At 67.6% G+C, this 16,645-nt stretch carries 20 protein-coding genes; 8 read left to right on the forward strand and 12 right to left on the reverse strand.

All coding sequences use genetic code 11. The features are described from left to right. Positions 1 to 5 precede the first annotated feature (5 nt). From ACW17X_RS07700 to ACW17X_RS07725, 6 genes are all read right to left on the reverse strand, one after another. Entirely contained in the window at positions 6 to 626 is a 621-nt protein-coding gene (locus tag ACW17X_RS07700; RefSeq protein WP_492100354.1) for a glutathione S-transferase family protein, read from the reverse strand. A gap of 28 nt (positions 627 to 654) precedes the next feature. Continuing rightward, positions 655 to 1,929 (reverse strand): NupC/NupG family nucleoside CNT transporter, encoded by a 1,275-nt coding sequence (locus tag ACW17X_RS07705; RefSeq protein WP_492100355.1) that lies wholly within the window; start codon positions 1,927 to 1,929, stop codon positions 655 to 657. Positions 1,930 to 2,012: 83 nt separating this feature from the next. After that, positions 2,013 to 2,441, reverse strand: coding sequence for a DoxX family protein (locus ACW17X_RS07710; RefSeq protein ID WP_492100356.1), 429 nt, complete (start codon positions 2,439 to 2,441; stop codon positions 2,013 to 2,015). Continuing rightward, on the reverse strand, positions 2,438 to 3,202 hold the full coding sequence (locus tag ACW17X_RS07715; protein WP_492100357.1) for an HvfC/BufC family peptide modification chaperone: 765 nt from the start codon (positions 3,200 to 3,202) through the stop codon (positions 2,438 to 2,440). The genes ACW17X_RS07710 and ACW17X_RS07715 overlap by 4 nt, the downstream gene beginning before the upstream one ends. After that, on the reverse strand, positions 3,199 to 4,047 hold the full coding sequence (bufB, locus tag ACW17X_RS07720; protein ID WP_492100358.1) for an MNIO family bufferin maturase: 849 nt from the start codon (positions 4,045 to 4,047) through the stop codon (positions 3,199 to 3,201). Before bufB ends, ACW17X_RS07715 begins: the two co-directional genes overlap by 4 nt. Next, a complete protein-coding gene (locus ACW17X_RS07725; RefSeq protein WP_492100359.1) occupies positions 4,047 to 4,340 on the reverse strand; it encodes a BufA1 family periplasmic bufferin-type metallophore in 294 nt (97 codons plus the stop codon). Before ACW17X_RS07725 ends, bufB begins: the two co-directional genes overlap by 1 nt. A gap of 163 nt (positions 4,341 to 4,503) precedes the next feature. On the opposite strand from ACW17X_RS07725, the gene ACW17X_RS07730 reads away from it, so the two are divergent. Both ACW17X_RS07730 and ACW17X_RS07735 read left to right on the forward strand, forming a co-directional pair. Beyond that, positions 4,504 to 5,046: a sigma-70 family RNA polymerase sigma factor gene (locus tag ACW17X_RS07730; protein ID WP_492100360.1), complete on the forward strand. Its 543-nt coding sequence runs from the start codon at positions 4,504 to 4,506 to the stop codon at positions 5,044 to 5,046. Then, positions 5,036 to 5,671, forward strand: coding sequence for an NrsF family protein (locus tag ACW17X_RS07735; protein WP_492100361.1), 636 nt, complete (start codon positions 5,036 to 5,038; stop codon positions 5,669 to 5,671). Before ACW17X_RS07730 ends, ACW17X_RS07735 begins: the two co-directional genes overlap by 11 nt. Before the next feature lie 7 nt (positions 5,672 to 5,678). Here the strand turns inward: ACW17X_RS07735 and ACW17X_RS07740 are convergent, their stop codons facing one another. After that, positions 5,679 to 6,557 carry a branched-chain amino acid aminotransferase gene (locus tag ACW17X_RS07740; RefSeq protein WP_492100362.1) on the reverse strand — a complete coding sequence of 293 codons (879 nt, stop codon included), beginning with the start codon at positions 6,555 to 6,557 and terminating at the stop codon, positions 5,679 to 5,681. 82 nt (positions 6,558 to 6,639) lie between these two features. Here ACW17X_RS07740 and ACW17X_RS07745 point away from each other — a divergent pair, with 82 nt between their 5' ends. The 3 genes from ACW17X_RS07745 to ACW17X_RS07755 are packed head-to-tail and all read left to right on the forward strand — an operon-like array spanning position 6,640 to position 9,278. After that, entirely contained in the window at positions 6,640 to 7,377 is a 738-nt protein-coding gene (locus ACW17X_RS07745) for a response regulator (RefSeq protein ID WP_267514271.1), read from the forward strand. A gap of 1 nt (position 7,378) precedes the next feature. Beyond that, a complete protein-coding gene (locus ACW17X_RS07750; RefSeq protein WP_492100363.1) occupies positions 7,379 to 8,761 on the forward strand; it encodes a sensor histidine kinase in 1,383 nt (460 codons plus the stop codon). Positions 8,762 to 8,801: 40 nt separating this feature from the next. Continuing rightward, on the forward strand, positions 8,802 to 9,278 hold the full coding sequence (locus ACW17X_RS07755; RefSeq protein WP_492100364.1) for a hypothetical protein: 477 nt from the start codon (positions 8,802 to 8,804) through the stop codon (positions 9,276 to 9,278). Between the two features lie 36 nt (positions 9,279 to 9,314). Here the strand turns inward: ACW17X_RS07755 and ACW17X_RS07760 are convergent, their stop codons facing one another. From ACW17X_RS07760 to ACW17X_RS07770, 3 genes are all read right to left on the reverse strand, one after another. After that, positions 9,315 to 10,109 (reverse strand): pyrroline-5-carboxylate reductase family protein, encoded by a 795-nt coding sequence (locus ACW17X_RS07760; protein WP_492100365.1) that lies wholly within the window; start codon positions 10,107 to 10,109, stop codon positions 9,315 to 9,317. Next, positions 10,109 to 10,612 (reverse strand): type III secretion system chaperone family protein, encoded by a 504-nt coding sequence (locus tag ACW17X_RS07765; protein ID WP_492100366.1) that lies wholly within the window; start codon positions 10,610 to 10,612, stop codon positions 10,109 to 10,111. The genes ACW17X_RS07760 and ACW17X_RS07765 overlap by 1 nt, the downstream gene beginning before the upstream one ends. Before the next feature lie 73 nt (positions 10,613 to 10,685). Continuing rightward, complete coding sequence (locus tag ACW17X_RS07770; RefSeq protein ID WP_492100367.1) at positions 10,686 to 10,985, reverse strand: accessory factor UbiK family protein; 300 nt, start codon at positions 10,983 to 10,985, stop codon at positions 10,686 to 10,688. Positions 10,986 to 11,159: 174 nt separating this feature from the next. On the opposite strand from ACW17X_RS07770, the gene lgt reads away from it, so the two are divergent. From lgt to pgeF, 3 genes are read left to right on the forward strand one after another with little or no spacing between them, the layout of a single operon-like run. After that, entirely contained in the window at positions 11,160 to 12,029 is an 870-nt protein-coding gene (gene lgt, locus ACW17X_RS07775; RefSeq protein WP_492100368.1) for a prolipoprotein diacylglyceryl transferase, read from the forward strand. Then, positions 12,026 to 13,111, forward strand: coding sequence for a class I SAM-dependent methyltransferase (locus ACW17X_RS07780; protein ID WP_492100369.1), 1,086 nt, complete (start codon positions 12,026 to 12,028; stop codon positions 13,109 to 13,111). The genes lgt and ACW17X_RS07780 overlap by 4 nt, the downstream gene beginning before the upstream one ends. After that, the gene (gene pgeF, locus ACW17X_RS07785; RefSeq protein WP_492100370.1) at positions 13,108 to 13,878 is read left to right on the forward strand and encodes a peptidoglycan editing factor PgeF; all 771 of its coding nucleotides are present in this window, start codon (positions 13,108 to 13,110) and stop codon (positions 13,876 to 13,878) included. Before ACW17X_RS07780 ends, pgeF begins: the two co-directional genes overlap by 4 nt. A 6-nt stretch (positions 13,879 to 13,884) precedes the next feature. Here pgeF and lpxC read toward each other — a convergent pair whose 3' ends face one another. Next, on the reverse strand, positions 13,885 to 14,784 hold the full coding sequence (gene lpxC / locus ACW17X_RS07790) for a UDP-3-O-acyl-N-acetylglucosamine deacetylase (RefSeq protein WP_492100452.1): 900 nt from the start codon (positions 14,782 to 14,784) through the stop codon (positions 13,885 to 13,887). A 200-nt stretch (positions 14,785 to 14,984) separates the two neighbouring features. After that, on the reverse strand, positions 14,985 to 16,580 hold the full coding sequence (gene ftsZ / locus ACW17X_RS07795; RefSeq protein WP_492100371.1) for a cell division protein FtsZ: 1,596 nt from the start codon (positions 16,578 to 16,580) through the stop codon (positions 14,985 to 14,987). Positions 16,581 to 16,645 lie beyond the last annotated feature (65 nt).

Raw genomic sequence — 16,645 nt, forward strand, 5'->3', positions numbered from 1 at the left:
GCCGCTCAGACCCCGGCCTTGGCCGCCGGGCGCTCGCGACAGGCGTCGAACCAGCGGTGCAGGTTCTCGAACTCGGCGGGAGGCCGATAGCGGACCATCCGCGCAAAGTCCAAACCCACCACGGCGACGATGTCGGCGATGGTGAACCGGTCCAGGGCGATGAACTCACGCTCGGCCAGATGCCGGTCCAGGGTCTTCATGAACCGCTCGGCCGACAGCTTGTTGTAGTCCGCCACCTGCGGGATCTGAACCGCCTCCAACGCGGCAAGAGCCGGGTGGGAGTGGCGCACGTTCAGCATGATCGGATTGGACAGATAGAATTCGCACCGCCGGGTCCACATCTCGACCACCGCCTGTTCGCGCGCGTCACGGCCGAATAGGTTCGGCTCCGGATACAGGGCCTCCAGATAGCGGCCGATGGCGACGGATTCCGAAATGGTCGTCCCGTCGTCCAGCTCCAGCGCCGGCAGGTGGGGCACGCCGACCTTGTTCCGATATTCCGGCTTCTTGTGATCGCCGGTCAGGATGTCGATCTCGATCAGTTCGACATCCTCGACGCCCTTCTCGGCCATGACCCAGCGGACACGGCGCGGATTGGGGGCGCGGTGCGAGGTGTAGAGCTTCATGGCGGCGTCTCCGTTGTTTTGGGAAACGCTACTGCCCGAACACCGCCGCTGGCAAGGCGCCGACGATGGCGGCGCTCATCAGGGTGGCCATGAAGCCGGCGAACAGGGCCTTCCAGATCAGGCCCAGCACCTCGTGACGGCGCTCGGGCATCAGCACCGACAAGCCGGTCACGGTGATGCCCACCGAGCCGATATTGGCGAAGCCGCAGAGGGCATAGGTCATCAGCATCCGCGTCCGCTCGCTCATCGCCTCGGGGGGCAGCTTGCCAAGTTCGATGAAGGCCACAAACTCGGTCAGGGTCAGTTTGACCCCCAGCAGCCAGCCGCCCAGCCCCGCCTCACGCGTCTCGACGCCGACCAGCCAGGCAAGGGGGGTGAACAGGACGCCCAGGATCCGCTCGACCGTCAGCGGCTCGCCGAAGACGATGAAGCCGCCCAGCATGATGTTGACCAGGGCCACCAGGGCCACAAAGACGATCAGCACCGCCGAGATGTTCAGCACCACCATCAGGCCGTCCGACGTGCCCTTGGAGATGGCGTCGATGCTGCTGTCGTACTTCAGCGCCGAGTCATAGCTGATCGACTGGATGGCTTCCTTGTCCGGCTCGGGCACGATGATCCTGGCCAGCAGCACCCCGGCCGGGGCCGAGACGATGGAGGCGACCAGGACGTGGCCCGCGGCGTTGGGCAGGGTCTGGGACAGGATGCTGGCGTAGGCGACCATGGTCGAACCCGCTACGGTCGCCAGTCCCACGGTCATCATCAGGAAGATTTCGGACCGGCTCAGCTTGTCCAGATAGGCCTTGATGACGATGGGGCTCTCGATCGTGCCCAGGAAGATGTTGGCCGCTACCGCCAGGGCCGAGGCGCCGCCCAGGCCCATGGTGCGCTGGAACAGCACGCCGAAGCCGCGGATCAGCCATTTCAGGATCTTCCAGTGCCACAACAGGGCCGACAGGGCCGAGATGACCATGATCAGCGGCAGGACGTTGAAGGCGAAGGTGAACAGCGCCCCCTCGTTCTGAACCGCATAGGGCTGATCCCCCCCGGCCAGATAGCCGAAGACGAAGCGCGTGCCCTCAGCCGTCGCGACCGCCAGGCCGTCGATGGCGCCCGTCACCGCCGCCAGAACGGTCCGCGACCCCGGAATGGCGAACAGGGCCAGCACCAAGGCGGCCTGAACCGCCACGGCGCCGATGGCCAGTTTCCACGGAAAATCGCGCCGGTTCTCGGAGATGGCCCAGCACAGAGCGATGATGACGACCAGGCCGAACAGGCTCTGGAGGTTCAGAAGACTGAACATGAAAAGGCGATCCCTGCCCGGCCCGCGCCGGCTTCATCCGCTTCAAGGACAAAGTGACGCGGCTGACAAGGGGCGCGCGCGTATCAGTCGATCTTCAGCATACGGTCCAGACTGATCGCACCCGGTCCGCGGGCGATCAGATAGGCCAGCGGCCCGGCCCAAAGCAGGTGGACGGGCCAGCCGCCGGGCTCCACGAAGAGCTGGATCACCAGGGTCATGAACAGCAGGCCCGCCGCCGCCGGCCGGGTCGCCAGACCCAGCACCAGCAGGAGGGGCAACAGATGCTCGGCATAGGTCGCCAGATGGGCCGCCAGGTCGGGCGGCAGCAGGGGTACGCGGTATTCCTCGGCGAACAGGTAGCGCGTCGAAGTCGTGATCGTCAGCAGCCCCTCGACCTTGGTCCGCCCCGACAGGAAGAAGGGCGTGGCGATCCCGACGCGCAGCAGCAGGGCCAAGGCGGCCTCGGGCACGGCGGCGGTGATGCGGCTGTGAATATCCGCGATGCGGTTCATGGTCGGTCCTTTAAGATCGAGGGTGAGGTGAAGACGCCCAGCGCGATGAGGCCGGCGAAGAGGGCGGACAGGTCCAGACCGGGCGCCGCCGCCTGGGCCGCAGCCGCAGCGACGCCGAACGGTCGGTTGCTGCGGCAGGCGTCCAGGAAGACCCATTCCGCACGGCTCAATCGCCGCGCCTGGACCTCGGCGCCTGGCCGGTGCACGAGCAGGCCTTCCGCCTCGGCTCGCCATTCAAGAGACGCGTCCGGGGACGGATAGCGATGGGCCAGCCAGAGCGAGGGCGCGGTCCACTCGAACCAAAACAACTGAACCGACGGGTGCAGGTTGGCCGTCACGCCCGCCAGGGCGGGGCCGAGCACTGCGGCCTCGCGCGCCTCGAACGGCGGCGCGTCTTCGGCCAGATGGGCTTGGGTCCAGGCCCGGTCCAACCGGGCGCAGGGCGCGAGATAGGTCATGTCCCGCGCCGGCTCGAAGCGGGCCAGCCAATCGGGGAAACCAGCGCCGTAATCGACCAGCACCGGCGTATCGCCCGGCTGTTTTGCGACAAAGGCGGTGGCGGCGGCGCGGAACCAGTCTTCGCCGACCATCTGCAACACGGTGGGATAATTGGCTTCGAGGGCGTCGATCCGCGCCTTGATCGTCGTGTTGCAATAGACGGCCAGCGCCCCCAGCGTCCGGTCGCCCGGCTGCAGGTGCGGCCATAGAGACTCCCGGTCGCCGGTCAGCGCCCTGTCGAAAGCGGCGTGAAACCCGGTCACGCCACGGCCTCCACGGCGGTCATCGCTGCGGCGGCGCGCGCCTGTTCGGCCAGAAGGACCGGGAATTCGGGAACATCGCCGTCACGCTCGACCAGGGTCGGCCGAGGGCCGATGCGCGCGATCAGACGCTCATAAAGCGCCCAGACGATCTCGGACACGGGGGCGTCGTGGCTGTCGATCAGCAGGGCCTCGCCCCAGACGGGATCGGGGCGATGGCCCGCCAGATGGATTTCGCCCACCAGCTCGCCGGGCACGGCGTCCAGCCAGGCCTCGGCGGAAAAGCCCATGTTCGAGGCGCTGACATGGACATTGTTGACGTCGATCAGCAGGCCGCACCCGGTCCGCCGGGCGATCTCGACCAGAAACTCGACCTCGTCCCACTCATGACCCGCCAGGGCCAGATAGGCGGACGGGTTTTCGATCAGCAGCCGTCGCCCCAGGGCCTGTTGCGCCTCGTCGACGTGGTCGCACACCAGGTTCAGCATCTCGCGGCTGCGCGGGACGGGCAGAAGGTCGGGATGATAGACGCCGCCGCGTCGCGACCAGGCCAGATGTTCGGACACCACAAAGGGCTCGAACCGGTCGATCAGGGCGCGGAACCGGGCCAGATGCTCGCGGTCCGGGCGCTCGTCACCGGCCAGGGACAGGCCCACCCCGTGCAGCGACAGCGGGCGCGCGGCGCGCACTGTCTCCAGCCATGACAGGCGGGGCCCGCCCGCGACCATGTAGTTCTCGGGATGAACCTCGAACCACAGGCCGCTCTGGGCTCCGGCCGCCGGACAGGCCGCGGCCTCCGAATAATGCTGGGGCTTCAGGCCCAGTCCGGCGGTCGGAAGCGACGACATCAGCGGTTCGCGATCGGGGTCAGCGAACCATTGCCCTTGGGCGTCTGGATCGAGGTGCAGGTGCCCTTGGCGACCAGTTTCCAGGCATTGCCCTGATAGTCGCGCACCGAGGTGCCGGCGCAGGTGGTGCCGGGGCCGGCGGCGCAGTCGTTCTTGCCGGCCTTGGCCACGCCATAGCATTTCTCCATGGCGTTTTCCTGCTGGGCGGTGGGGTGGTTTTGCGCGGCGGCGGCATTGGCGCCGAGAGCCAGCAGAGCGCCGGCGCCGACCAGGATCTTGGTGGAGATGTTCATGGGATCGCTTCCTGTGTGACAGCCGTCCAGGGCGGACCAGCTTGACAGGAAGGGGTTCGGTCGGGGCGCGACCAAGGTTACGCCGACGAGCCGAAAAAGAATTCGTCGCCGATCTGCACCAGCCATGTAACCTTCGCCGCGTCCGGCGCGAATGGGATGCTGCGTGGTCGACAGAGAAGCCGAGCTCAAACGTCTGATGTTACGGGGTCTCGACGGCGACCCCGTGGCCTGGCGCGCCCTGTTGACCGAAATGCGCGGCGCCCTGACCCCGTTTTTCAAACGTCGCCTGATCGGCTGCGAAGCCGATGCGGAGGATCTCGTGCAGGACTGCCTGATCGCCATTCACGCCAAGCGCGCGACCTATGACCGGTCGCTGCCCTTCACGGCCTGGGCCTATGCGATCGCGCGCTACAAGCTGATCGATCATTTCCGCCGCCTGGGCCGCCGTCCCGACGTGCCGCTGGAGGAGGCGTCCGTTATTCTGGCTGAACATACGGTCGAGGACGGCGTCGTTCGCGGCGACCTGAAGAAGGTCCTGTCCATCCTGCCGCTGCGCCAGCGCCGCCTCATCGAGGATGTGCGGGTCGGCGGATTCAGCCTGGCCGAAGCCGCCCAGCGCAACGGCTTTACCGAGGGCGCGGCCAAGGTCAGCGTCCACCGCTCCATGAAGACGCTGGTCGCCAGCGTGAACCCAAATGAAGACTGACGACCTGATCAACGCCCTGGCCGCCGGTATAGAGCCCGTGCGCCCCGCCCGACTGGACCCGGCGCTGCTGGCCTGGGCCGGCGGCGCCGCTGCGGTGGCTGTCATCTTGTTGCTGGGAGCGCGGTCCGACCTGCCCCAGGCGCTTCAGGCGCCCACGCCTTGGTTGAAGGCGATCTATACGGCCGCCCTGGCCCAGACGGCGATCTGGCTGGCGACGCGGCTGGGACGGCCCGGCCTGGACCCGCGGCCGGCTCTGTTCGCCCTGCTGGCTGTGGTCGGGATCGCCATGGCGTGGGGCGGGATCGAGACGGTTCTAACGCCGCCGGACCAACGGATGGCCGGCTGGCTGGGCCAGACCTGGGACATCTGCGGCCGCAACATCGTGCTGGTCTCGGCCTTCGCCGCGCCGCTGGTCTTCTTGTCGGCGCGACGGCTGGCGCCGACACGGCCGACGTCGGCTGGTCTGGCGCTGGGCCTGGCGACCGGCGGCCTCGCCGCCACCGCCTACGGCCTGCTGCACTGTGGCGAGGCGACCGCCGCCTTCGTCGCCACCTGGTATACGCTAGGCGTCGCGGCCGCCGGCTTGATCGGCGCCGCCGTCGGCCGCTTCGCCCTGCGTTGGTGACGCCGCCTTAGGCTTGGCGACGCACCAGCCGGCCGTAGGTCTCCATCAGGTCCAGCGACAGGGCGCCCGGCGTGAAGCGATAGTCGCCCACCTCGGCCACCGGCGTCACCTCGACGGCGGTGCCGGTCAGGAAGCACTCCGAGAAGTCCGACAGTTCTTCCGGCAGGATGTCGCGAACCACGACCTCGATCCCCTTGGCCTTGGCGATCTCGATCACCGTCTGACGGGTGATGCCGTCCAGGATGTGCTCGACCTTGGGCGTGTGCAGCACGCCGTCCTTGACGAAGAAGACGTTGGCGCCCGTGGCCTCGGCCACATAGCCGCGCCAGTCCAGCATCAGGGCGTCGGCGTAACCGTTCCGCTCGGCCGTATTCTTGGACATGGTGCAGATCATGTACAGGCCCGCCGCCTTGGCGGTGGTCGGCGCGGTGGCCGGATCGGGCCGGCGCCACTTGGACCATTCAAGCTTTAGGCCGCGGGCCTTGACCTCGGGGTCGAAATAGCTGGGCCAGTCCCAGACGGCGACCGCCAGGTGAACCTTGTTGTTCAGGGCCGAAACGCTGGTCTGTTCCGGGCCCAGATAGGCGACCGGGCGCACATAACAGTCGGTCAGACCGTTCTTGGCGCAGGTTTCGTTACAGATGGCGTCGATTTCGGCGACGCTGTAGGGTATCTCGAAATCGAGCAGGTTCGCGGACCGCTTCAGGCGCTCCGAATGCGGCGTCAGCTTGAAGATTTCGCCGCCGTACATACGCTCACCCTCGAAGACCGACGAGCCGTAGTGAAGGGCATGGGTCAGAATGTGCGTCTTCGTTTCCCGCCAGGGCACGAAATCGCCGTCCATCCAGATCCAACCATCACGATCGTCGAAAGGAACTAAGGCCATTGAAACACGTCTCCCGCAGAATTGCCGGTGTTAGAGCCGCCCGAATCGTTCAGGTCAACGCCCTGATCGCGGGGAACGTCGCATGAGCATCACCGAATACCGTTCGCAAGGCCGTTCGGGTCCCATCGCCGGGCCGGGCGTGGGTCGCCATCTGCTGATCGTCGACGACGACGACCGCATCCGCGAGTTGCTGAAGGAATATCTGTCGCGCGAAGGCTATCGCGTCACCGGCGCCGCCCACGCGGCGGCGGCCAAGCGGATGATGGAGCTGATCGAGTTCGACCTGGTCGTGCTGGACGTCATGATGCCGGGCGAGAGCGGCCTGGACCTGACCTCCTGGGTTCGCGCCAAGGCCGAAACCTCGAAGACGCCGGTACTGCTGCTGACGGCGCGGGGCGACCCCGAGGACCGGATCGAGGGGCTGTCGCGCGGCGCCGACGACTATATGTCCAAGCCGTTCGAACCGCGCGAACTAGTGCTGCGGATCGAGGCCATTCTGCGCCGCACCGGCGGCAAGCCGATCGGCCCGCGCGAGATCAAGCTGGGAACGGCCGTGTTCGACATGGAGCGGCTGGAGCTGATCCGCGACGGCGCCCCCCAGCGCCTGACCGAGGCCGAGGCGCAACTCCTCAAGACCCTGGCCCTGCACGCCCATGCCCCCGTCGAGCGCATGAGCCTGTCGCCCGACACGGCCGACATCACCGGCCGCGCCGTGGACGTTCAGGTCACCCGCCTGCGCCGCAAGCTGGAAGCCGACCCCAAGAACCCGCGCTATCTCCAGACCGTGCGCGGCGTCGGCTATATGCTCGCGCCCGACTGATATGCGGCTGCTGCCCGCCCCCCTGTGGCCGCGCTTCCTGAAGCGGCGCCTGCCGACCTCGCTCTGGGGCCGTTCGCTGCTGATCATCGTCCTGCCGGTGCTGGTCATGCAGGTGGTGGTGACCTGGATTTTCTTCGACGCCCACTGGCAGACGGTGACCGCGCGCCTGTCCGAAGGACTGGCCGGCGACATCGCCTGGGCCGTCGAGAGCTATGAAGACGATCCGAGCGCGCGAAATCTGGACAGGCTGGCCGACCGCGCCGAACGCTCCATGTCCCTGTCGATCGTGCTGCAGGAAGGCCGCAGCCTGCCCACCGAGCAGAGACGCGGGGCCATCGGCGTTGTCGATCGCGTACTAGACAAGGCGCTAGCGGCGCGGCTGGACCGGCCCTACTGGTTCGACACCACCCGTTACCCCGCCTATGTCGATATTCAGGTGCAGGAGCCGCAGGGCGTGCTGCGCATCATCGCTCCCCGCGAACGCGCGGTGGCGACCCAGGCCCATATCTTCGTGCTGTGGCTGACCATCGCCACCGTCCTGCTGATGTCGGTGGCCATCCTGTTCATCCGCAACCAGGTCCGCGCCATCGAACGCCTGGCCGATGCGGCCGAGGCCTTCGGCCGGGGCGAGACCGTGCCCCGGTTCAAGCCGCACGGCGCGCGCGAGGTTCGCGCCGCCGCAGTGGCCTTCCTGGCGATGCGCGACCGCATCCAGCGCCATATCGACCAGCGCACCGCCCTGCTCGCCTCGGTCAGCCACGACCTGCGCACACCCCTGACCCGGCTACGGCTGGAGCTGGCCCTGGCGCCGCCGTTCAAGCGTCAGGCCGCCATGCGCGGCGACCTGGACGAGATGGAGCATATGATCGACGAGTACCTGGACTTCGCCCGTGGCGAGGCTGGAGAACCGCCCCAGCCCGTGTCCATCGCAGACCTGCTGAAGGCGGCCGGCGAGGATGCGAAGCGCGCCGGCGCCCAGGTGGATGTTGCGGTGACGGAAGGGCTGACCGCATCGCTTCGCCCGCTCGCCTTCAAACGCGCCCTCGTGAACCTAGCGGGCAACGCCGCCGCCCATGGCGAAAAGGTGCGTCTGTCGGGCCGATCCCTAGCCTCGGGCGGGCTGGAGATCACGGTCGAGGATGACGGCCCCGGCATTCCCGAAGAGATGTACGACGAGGCCTTCCGACCCTTTTCGCGGCTGGACGAGTCTCGCAACCAGAATCGCAAGGGCGTGGGCCTCGGACTGGCCATCGCTCGCGACGTGGCGCGCGGTCACGGCGGCGACGTCACCCTGGATCGCAGCGACATGGGCGGGCTGAAGGCAATTATTCGCGTGCCCGGCCAGGTCACAATCATCGCCCCCCCTAGCGCAACAACCCCATAAGGCGCATCTTCGAATCCGACAGGGCATGGAGACAAACACGATGCGTAAACTCGCCTGCTTCGCCCCCCTCGCCGCGACGCTCGCCGTCGCCGCCATGGCCCAGGCGCAGACCCCCACCGTCAACGTCACGGTCGGCCCCGAACTTCAGCGACAGATGGAAAAACTCGGCGACCAGGAGGTCAACGAACAGATCGCCGCGCTCCAGACCGAGGTCGCCCAGGCTTTGGCGCAACGCTATCCGGGCGCCACGGCAAATCTGGTCCTGGTCGATCTGAAGCCCAACCGGCCGACCATGGAACAGATTCGTCAGACCCCCGGCCTCGACCCGATCCGCAGCATCTCGATCGGCGGCGCCGCGATCAAGGGCGAGATCGTGACCGCTGACGGTCAATCCCGACCGGTCGAGTTCTCGTACTTCTCCCCGACCCTCCGCGATGTCTGGGGCTTCAGTGTCTGGCGCGACGCCGACCGGGCCTTCGAACGCTTCGGAGATCGGATCGAACAGGGTCGCTACTGATCGCTCGCCCCTCTCCGCCCAGGAGAGGGGCGACAATCAGCCCATCTCGCGATTTCGCCGCACGGCCGCCGCGACCGTTTCATCCAGCATGACGCCTAGACGGCCGTCTTTCGCGAGGGCGTCCAGGCCGGCGCGTGTCGAGCCGCCGGGCGAGGCGATCCGCCCGATCAGAGCCTCAAGTGCATCCTCCCCCATGGAATCCGCCGCCGACCGCAGGGTGGCTCGCGCCAGGATATCGGCCGTCGTCGCGTCCAGTCCGGCCGCCTCGCCGGCGCGGGCCAAGGCCTCGGTGAAGGCGTAGAAATAGGCGGCGCCCGATCCGGCGACAGCCGTCGCCGCATCCATCAGGGTCTCGTCCGCCAGCACGACCGTCTCGGCCATCGGCTCGAACAAGGCACGCCCCAGCGCCCGCGCCCGATCGTCCGCCGCCCAGACCGAAGCCACGCCGCGTCCGCGCGACACGCCGGTCGTCGGCATGACCCGCACGATGGGCAAGCCACCGATCCCTTCGACCAGGGTCGGAGCGGTGACGCCGGCCATGACCGACAGGATCACGGTCTGGTCGCCGAGGAAGGGCAGCAGGGGTGTAATGACCTCGCGCCACATCGCCGGCTTGACCGCCAGAACGATCACGCTTGCCTCAGCCAGGGTTTCCAGCGGCGGATTGATCCGCGCGCCCTGCGCCCGCGCCGCCTCGGCGGCCGGCTTTTCAGATGGGCTGAGAATGATCAAGTCGGGGGCCACGACGGTCTGGGTCAGCAGCCAGCCTTCCAGAATGGCGGAGCCCAGCCGGCCGCAGCCGACCAGGACGACGGGGCCGGCCACAGGCATCAGGCGTTGCCGGCCGTCTCGAACAGGCAGGCGTCGATCGCCTCCTGCGGCTTCTTGTTGCCGCGCACCATGAAGTCGAAGGCGGGATAATAGCGATCCGCCGCCTCAATGGCCGCATCGATCATCGAAGCCGCCTGGGCCAGGGTCGGCCGTTCGCCCATGGGCAGGGCCAGGGAGTGACGGAAGACGATTTCCCCGTCCTCGGCCCAGACCTCGAAATGGCCCATCCAGGTACGCTGATTGATCAGGCCGACCAGTTCATAGGCGGCCGTCTTGCGGCTCTTGGCCACCTTCAGGTCCAGGGCGCAGCACAGTTGCAGACAATCCCCCTCCGGACGCCAGGCGAACCAGAGCTCGTAATCCTTCCAGTCCCCCGCCAGGGCGAAGGCCAGGTCGCCGTCGTCGGTGCGGTCGAAAGGCAGGTTCTCGGCCGTGAGAACATGCTCCACGACCTCCAGCGGGTCGAAGGGCACGTCCGTTTCCTCGGGCCGGGCGATGTCCATCAAGTCTCTCGATTCACGCTGCCGCGAGAATCGCGGCTGTTAACAGAGTGGTAAGCCTGTTCGCGGATTCGGCTCAACCGGCTGCGTCCCCGGGTTGAGTTCCATCTGTGGACGTTCCCGCCGCTGGCTTGCTCGACGCCTTGGCAGCCGGCTTCTTTGCCGCCTTCAGGTCGGCGATCTCGGCCCGCAGGGCGGCGATCTCGTCCTTCAGCACGTCAAACTCGTCGCGACGGACCAGGTCCATCTCGGCGGCGATCCGGTCGGCCTGGGCGCGCCAGGCGGTCTTGGCCTCTTCGCCGGCGGCCTGGGCAAGGCCCATGGCGCCCGTCGTCAGCTTGGCGAACTCGTCCAGGATGGGGTTGCGGGTCTGCATCGAAGGCTCCGAGTCAAACGTCGTTAAGGGAGGATCACCAATCATGGTGAACGAAACCTTTCTTTCTGCTGCTTCGGGGACGCCATCAAGGCGTCGTGATGCGTCTTCACAGGCGACGGCGGCGGCGGCGCTTGCTAAACCGCCCTCAGAGACAGGCCAGCACAGGAACGCCCCTTGCCCTTTCCCGAATTCGATCCGGTCCTGATCCATCTCGGACCGCTTCCGATCCGCTGGTACGCCCTGGCCTATGTCGCCGGCATCGTTCTGGGCTGGTGGTACGCCGCACGCCTGGTGAAGACCGAACGCCTGTGGACGCCGGGCAAGCCGCCGATCAACACGACGCAGCTGGACGATCTGGTGCTGTGGATTGTGCTGGGCATCATCCTGGGCGGCCGGCTGGGCTACGCCCTCTTCTACAAGCCGATTATGTACGCCCAGCTGTTCACGGGTCAGACCCTGGGCGAACGGTTCGAGCTGTTCCAACTCTGGACCGGCGGCATGAGCTTCCACGGCGGTTTCCTGGGCGTCTGCCTGGCCATCGTCCTCTACTCGCGCGGCCAGAAGATCAACATGCTGCGCCTCGGCGACGTCGTCGCGCCGGTCGTGCCCATCGGCCTGATGTTCGGTCGACTGGCCAACTTCATCAACGGCGAGCTGTGGGGTCGCGAGACGACCGTCCCCTGGGCCGTGCGCTTCTGCAACGCGCGTATCCAGCAGATGTACGGCTTCTGCCCCGCCGGCGACGCGCCCCGCCACCCCAGCCAGCTCTATGAGGCCGGCCTGGAGGGGATCGTGCTGTTGTCCATCCTGTCGCTGGGCATCTGGAAGTTCGATCTGCTGAAGAAGCCGGGCTACATCACCGGCCTGTTCCTGGTCGGCTACGGCGTCTGCCGCGCCGCGCTGGAGAATGTGCGCGAGCCTGACTACGGCATGCCCGACTTCCCCCTGGGCCTGACCATGGGGATGATGCTGTCCATCCCAATGATCCTGATCGGCGGCTGGTTGATCTGGCGCGCCTGGAAACGGCCCCCCGTCGAAGCATGAGCGATACCGAAACCCTGAAGACCCGTCTGGCGCGCGAGATCGCCCTGACGGGGCCGATGACGGTCGCCGACTATGTCACCCGCTGCCTGCACGATCCCAGGGGCGGCTACTACGCCTCGCGCCCCGCATTAGGGGAAGGCGGCGACTTCATCACCGCTCCCTTGGTCAGCCAGATGTTCGGCGAACTGATCGGCCTGTGGGCGGTCGAGACCTGGAACCGCCTCGGCGCGCCCGAGCGGTTCCGCCTGGTCGAGGTCGGGCCCGGCGACGGAACCCTGATGAGCGACGCCCTGCGGGCCGCGCGCCTGGTTCCAGGCTTCCTCGAGGCCTGCGACCTGATCCTGATCGAGCCCAGCGCCCCATTGCGCGATCTCCAGGCCAAGGCCCTGGCCGGCGCCGACCTGTCGCCCCGCTGGGTGCGCGACCTGACGCGGATCGAAACCGACGCCCCCGTCATCCTGCTCGCCAACGAGGTGCTGGACTGCCTGCCCGCGCGGCAGTTTGTTCGCACCGAGGGCGGCTGGGCCGAACGCCGCATCGGCGTCACCGACTACAACGACCTGATCTTCGGCCTGACCGCGATTTCCGGTGGCTTCGAGAAGCCCGTCTTCGACGTCGAGCCCGGCGGGATTTTCGAGATTTCCGAACAGCAGGCCATCTTCGGCCGCGACCTGGCCCTGCTGATGAAGGCCGCCTCGGGCGGCGCCCTGCTGATCGACTACGGCCGCGCCCGCCCCGAGGCCGGTGACACCCTCCAGGCCCTGCGCCGTCACCAGAAGGTCGATCCGCTGGAAGGCCCCGGCGAGGCCGACCTGACCCAGTGGGCCGACTTCCCGCGCGTGCTCGAGGCCGCCGTTCGCGCCGGCGCCGACGTCACCGGCTGCCTGGGCCAAAGCGAGTTCCTGCGACGCCTGGGGATCGAAGCCCGCGCCGAACGATTGAAGTCGGCGCGACCCGACGCCGCGCCCGTCATCGACCGCCAACTGAACCGCCTGACCGCAGAGGACCAGATGGGAAGCCTGTTCAAGGCCGCCGCGATCTTCTCGCCCCGCGCGCTGATCGTTCCGGGGTGGGAGGTGTGAGCGCCCTCGCCCCCATCACCCATCCGCTGCTCAGCGCCGCCGGGATCGACCACGGCTTCTTCACCCGCGCGGGCGGCGTCTCGACCGGCATCTACGAAGGTTTGAACGCCGGGGTAGGCTCCAAGGACGATCCCGCCGCCGTGGCCGAGAACCGCCGGCGCGTCGCCGCCCATTTCGGCGCCGACGCCGATCATCTGAACGGCTGCTACCAGATCCATTCCGCCGTGGCCCGCGTCGCCGAAGCCCCCTGGCATGGCGACCGGCCCGAAGGCGACGCCGTCGTCTCGGCGGAACCCGGCCTGCTGTGTTCGGTCCTGACCGCCGACTGCGCGCCGGTGCTGATGGCCGATCCCGAGACCCGCATCGTCGCCGCCGTCCATGCCGGCTGGAAGGGCGCCCTGGGCGGCGTGGTCCATTCAGCCGTCGCAGCCATGGAGGCCCTGGGCGCCGATCCGCGCCGCATTCTGGCGGTCGTCGGCCCCTGTATCGCCCAGGCCAGCTATGAGGTCGGCGTCGATTTCCAGGACCGGTTCGCCCACCACGACCCCGGCAGCGAACGCTTCTTCCGCCCCGGCTCAACCGACGACAAACGCCAGTTCGATCTGCCGGGCTTCGTCCTGTGGCGGCTGCAGCAGGCCGGGGTCGGCCAGGCCGTCTGGACCGGCCACGACACCTGCGCCGATGCGGATCGCTTCTATTCGAACCGCCGCGCTTATCAGCAGAGCGAGCCGGACTTTGGCCGGTTGATCAGCGTGATCGGAGCTTAGACGGCCTCAGCCCGCCTGCGCCAGCTCAGGCACGCGGGTCACTTCCCGCCAAGCATGCGGCGCAGCCAGCAGGGCCCGGACCAGCTTGTTGTTGACCGCGTGACCGGCCTTGTAGCCTTCGTATCGACCCAGCAGGGGCGCGCCAAGGACATACAGATCGCCGATGGCGTCCAGCGCCTTGTGCCGCACGAACTCGCGTTCCATGCGCAGGCCGCCGGGGTTCAGTATCTCGTCGCCGTCGATGACCACGGCGTTCTCCAGCGAGCCGCCGCGCGCCAGGCCGGCCTGACGCAGCGCCTCGACCTCATGGGCGAAGCCGAAGGTGCGGCAGGCCATGATTTCCTTGCGGAAGGTCGGCTCGTCCACGACGAAATCGATGATCTGGTTGCCGATCACCGCCGAAGGGAAGTCGATCTCGAACCGCATTTCATAGCGGTCGCACGGCAACAGGGCCGCGTGCTTGTCGCCTTCGGTGACGTGAACCGTCTCCAGGATCTCGATATAGCGCTGCGGCTGCGCCTGGGGACGGAAGCCCGCCCGGTCCAGCAGTTGCACGAACTCCAGCGCCGACCCGTCCAGGATCGGCAGTTCCGGCCCGTCCACCTCGACCACGGCGTTTGAAACGCCCAGAGCGCAGAAGGCCGCCATCAGATGTTCGATCGTCGACAGGCGCACGCCGGCGCTGTTCTCGATCATGGTGTTCAGGCGCGCGTCCACGACGGCCTCGCCCGACACGGGGATACGATTGTCGCGATCCGTGATGTCCGTCCGCACGAAGACAATGCCCGCCCCCGCAGGCGCAGGACGAACCGCCAGCCGCACGCGGCGGCCAGTATGCACCCCGACACCGGCGATGATCGCCGGCGCGACGATGGTGCGCTCGTGATGGTCGTTCCTGACCGACAAACTCAAACTCGCTTCAACCTGTGCGGACCGCCTTGATGTGCGGATTACGCCCCACGACCGATCTAGCGCGGGGGGCTCAAGCTCGAAATGAAAGTCGAGTTTCGGATTGTTTCGTTCCGGGACTCCCGCCCTGGAGCTCCCGCCAAAGAAAACGCCCCGGAGCCTGGACTCCGGGGCGCGATCTTCAAAATTTCAATCAGTCAGTTTGCGAGCCGGCGGAGAAAAGAAGGAATCTCCAGGTCATCGTCCGCCTCGCCGGCGGTCGGTTGCGGCTGGGCCTGCGGCTGTTCAGCCGTCCGCATCTGCGACGTCGGCCGGGCGCTGTAGGTCGGCTCGGGCTGCGGCTGTGCGCGCTTTCCCCGGCCGAACAGGCTCCAGCCGCTGCGGCGGTGATCGCGGTCGTCATAGTCTTCGACGGCCGGTTCCGGCGAGCGGGCGGCGTACAGATCGGGTTGCGGCTCAGGCGCCCGCGTCGACTGCGCCGACGGGGTGCGGGTCGTCTCATACTCCTCGACCCAGGGATCGACGATCGGATCCAGGGCGCGCGGGGTCGGTTCCGCGACGCGGATCACCGGCTCGGGCCGAGGTTCCGGCGCGGGAGGGGCCTGAAAGGTGGGGACGACAGGCGCAGGCTCGATGCGAGGCTCAGGGCGGGCCTCGAAACGCGGCTCAGGCGCGCGTTCGGCGCGGACCGGCTCGCGATAAGTTTCGCGGGCGGGCTCGGGCGCAGCGCGCGAGGTCTGGGTTCCGTACAGGCCGCCGGCCGAGCGACGGGCGCCGTGATCGGCCAGCGGGGCGGCGGGAGCCGACGGCTCGGCGCGCTGCACCATGCCCTCGTCCATGCCGGTGGCGACCACCGAGACGCGGATCTTGCCGTCCAGGGCCGGATCGAAGGCGGCGCCAAAGATGATGTTGGCGTCGCCGTCCACTTCCGCGCTGATAGCGTTGGCGGCTTCGTCGACTTCCAGCAGGGTCATGTCCAGACCGCCGGTGATGTTCACCAGCACAGCCTTGGCGCCCTTCAGCGAGGTCTCGTCCAGCAGCGGGTTAGCGATGGCGTTCTGGGCGGCCAGCAGGGCGCGATCATCACCGGACGCCTCGCCCGTGCCCATCATCGCCTTGCCCATTTCGGACATGACGGCGCGCACGTCGGCGAAGTCCAGGTTGATCAGGCCCGGCAGGATCATCAGGTCGGTGATCGAGCGCACGCCCGAGTGCAGCACCTGGTCAGCCATGCCGAAGGCGTCGGCGAAGGTGGTGCGTTCGTTGGCGACGCGGAACAGGTTCTGGTTCGGAATGACGATCAGAGTGTCGACATAGCGCTGCAACTCGGCGACGCCGGCATCCGCCAGGCGCATCCGGTGGCGGCCTTCGAAGGTGAAGGGCTTGGTCACGACGCCGACGGTCAGGATGCCGCGATCCCGCGCGCATTTGGCGATGACGGGGGCCGCACCGGTGCCGGTGCCGCCGCCCATGCCACAGGTGATGAACACCATGTGCGCGCCTTCGAGGTGCTGATGGATCTCGTCGGCGGATTCCTCGGCGGCGTTCATGCCGACTTCGGGGTGAGCGCCGGCGCCCAGGCCCTGGGTGATGGTCTCGCCCAGTTGGATGCGACGATCCGTCTTGGCGAACGACAGGTGCTGCGCGTCGGTGTTGGCGACAACGAACTCGACCCCTTCGAGGCCGGCGTCGATCATATTGTTCACGGCGTTGCCGCCTGCGCCGCCGACGCCGAACACGACGATCCGGGGCTTCAGTTCAGTGTGTTGCGGCTTGACCAACGAGAGCGACATATTTTTCCGACCTTCCGAGCCCTGGACCCTTCGCACCAAAGCGAGCACCCCGCCGAATCGCTTTG

This window comes from Brevundimonas sp. FV1ye4L (assembly GCF_058681255.1).

Bases quoted from the DNA above. Each gene is read 5' to 3' on its own strand.
- ACW17X_RS07700 (WP_492100354.1), bottom strand. From the start codon at position 626: ATGAAGCTCTACACCTCGCACCGCGCCCCCAATCCGCGCCGTGTCCGC.
- ACW17X_RS07705 (WP_492100355.1), bottom strand. From the start codon at position 1,929: ATGTTCAGTCTTCTGAACCTCCAGAGCCTGTTCGGCCTGGTCGTCATC.
- ACW17X_RS07710 (WP_492100356.1), bottom strand. From the start codon at position 2,441: ATGAACCGCATCGCGGATATTCACAGCCGCATCACCGCCGCCGTGCCC.
- bufB (WP_492100358.1), bottom strand. From the start codon at position 4,047: ATGTCGTCGCTTCCGACCGCCGGACTGGGCCTGAAGCCCCAGCATTAT.
- ACW17X_RS07725 (WP_492100359.1), bottom strand. From the start codon at position 4,340: ATGAACATCTCCACCAAGATCCTGGTCGGCGCCGGCGCTCTGCTGGCT.
- ACW17X_RS07735 (WP_492100361.1), top strand. From the start codon at position 5,036: ATGAAGACTGACGACCTGATCAACGCCCTGGCCGCCGGTATAGAGCCC.
- ACW17X_RS07740 (WP_492100362.1), bottom strand. From the start codon at position 6,557: ATGGCCTTAGTTCCTTTCGACGATCGTGATGGTTGGATCTGGATGGAC.
- ACW17X_RS07745 (WP_267514271.1), top strand. From the start codon at position 6,640: ATGAGCATCACCGAATACCGTTCGCAAGGCCGTTCGGGTCCCATCGCC.
- ACW17X_RS07750 (WP_492100363.1), top strand. From the start codon at position 7,379: ATGCGGCTGCTGCCCGCCCCCCTGTGGCCGCGCTTCCTGAAGCGGCGC.
- ACW17X_RS07755 (WP_492100364.1), top strand. From the start codon at position 8,802: ATGCGTAAACTCGCCTGCTTCGCCCCCCTCGCCGCGACGCTCGCCGTC.
- ACW17X_RS07760 (WP_492100365.1), bottom strand. From the start codon at position 10,109: ATGCCTGTGGCCGGCCCCGTCGTCCTGGTCGGCTGCGGCCGGCTGGGC.
- ACW17X_RS07765 (WP_492100366.1), bottom strand. From the start codon at position 10,612: ATGGACATCGCCCGGCCCGAGGAAACGGACGTGCCCTTCGACCCGCTG.
- ACW17X_RS07770 (WP_492100367.1), bottom strand. From the start codon at position 10,985: ATGCAGACCCGCAACCCCATCCTGGACGAGTTCGCCAAGCTGACGACG.
- ACW17X_RS07780 (WP_492100369.1), top strand. From the start codon at position 12,026: ATGAGCGATACCGAAACCCTGAAGACCCGTCTGGCGCGCGAGATCGCC.
- ftsZ (WP_492100371.1), bottom strand. From the start codon at position 16,580: ATGTCGCTCTCGTTGGTCAAGCCGCAACACACTGAACTGAAGCCCCGG.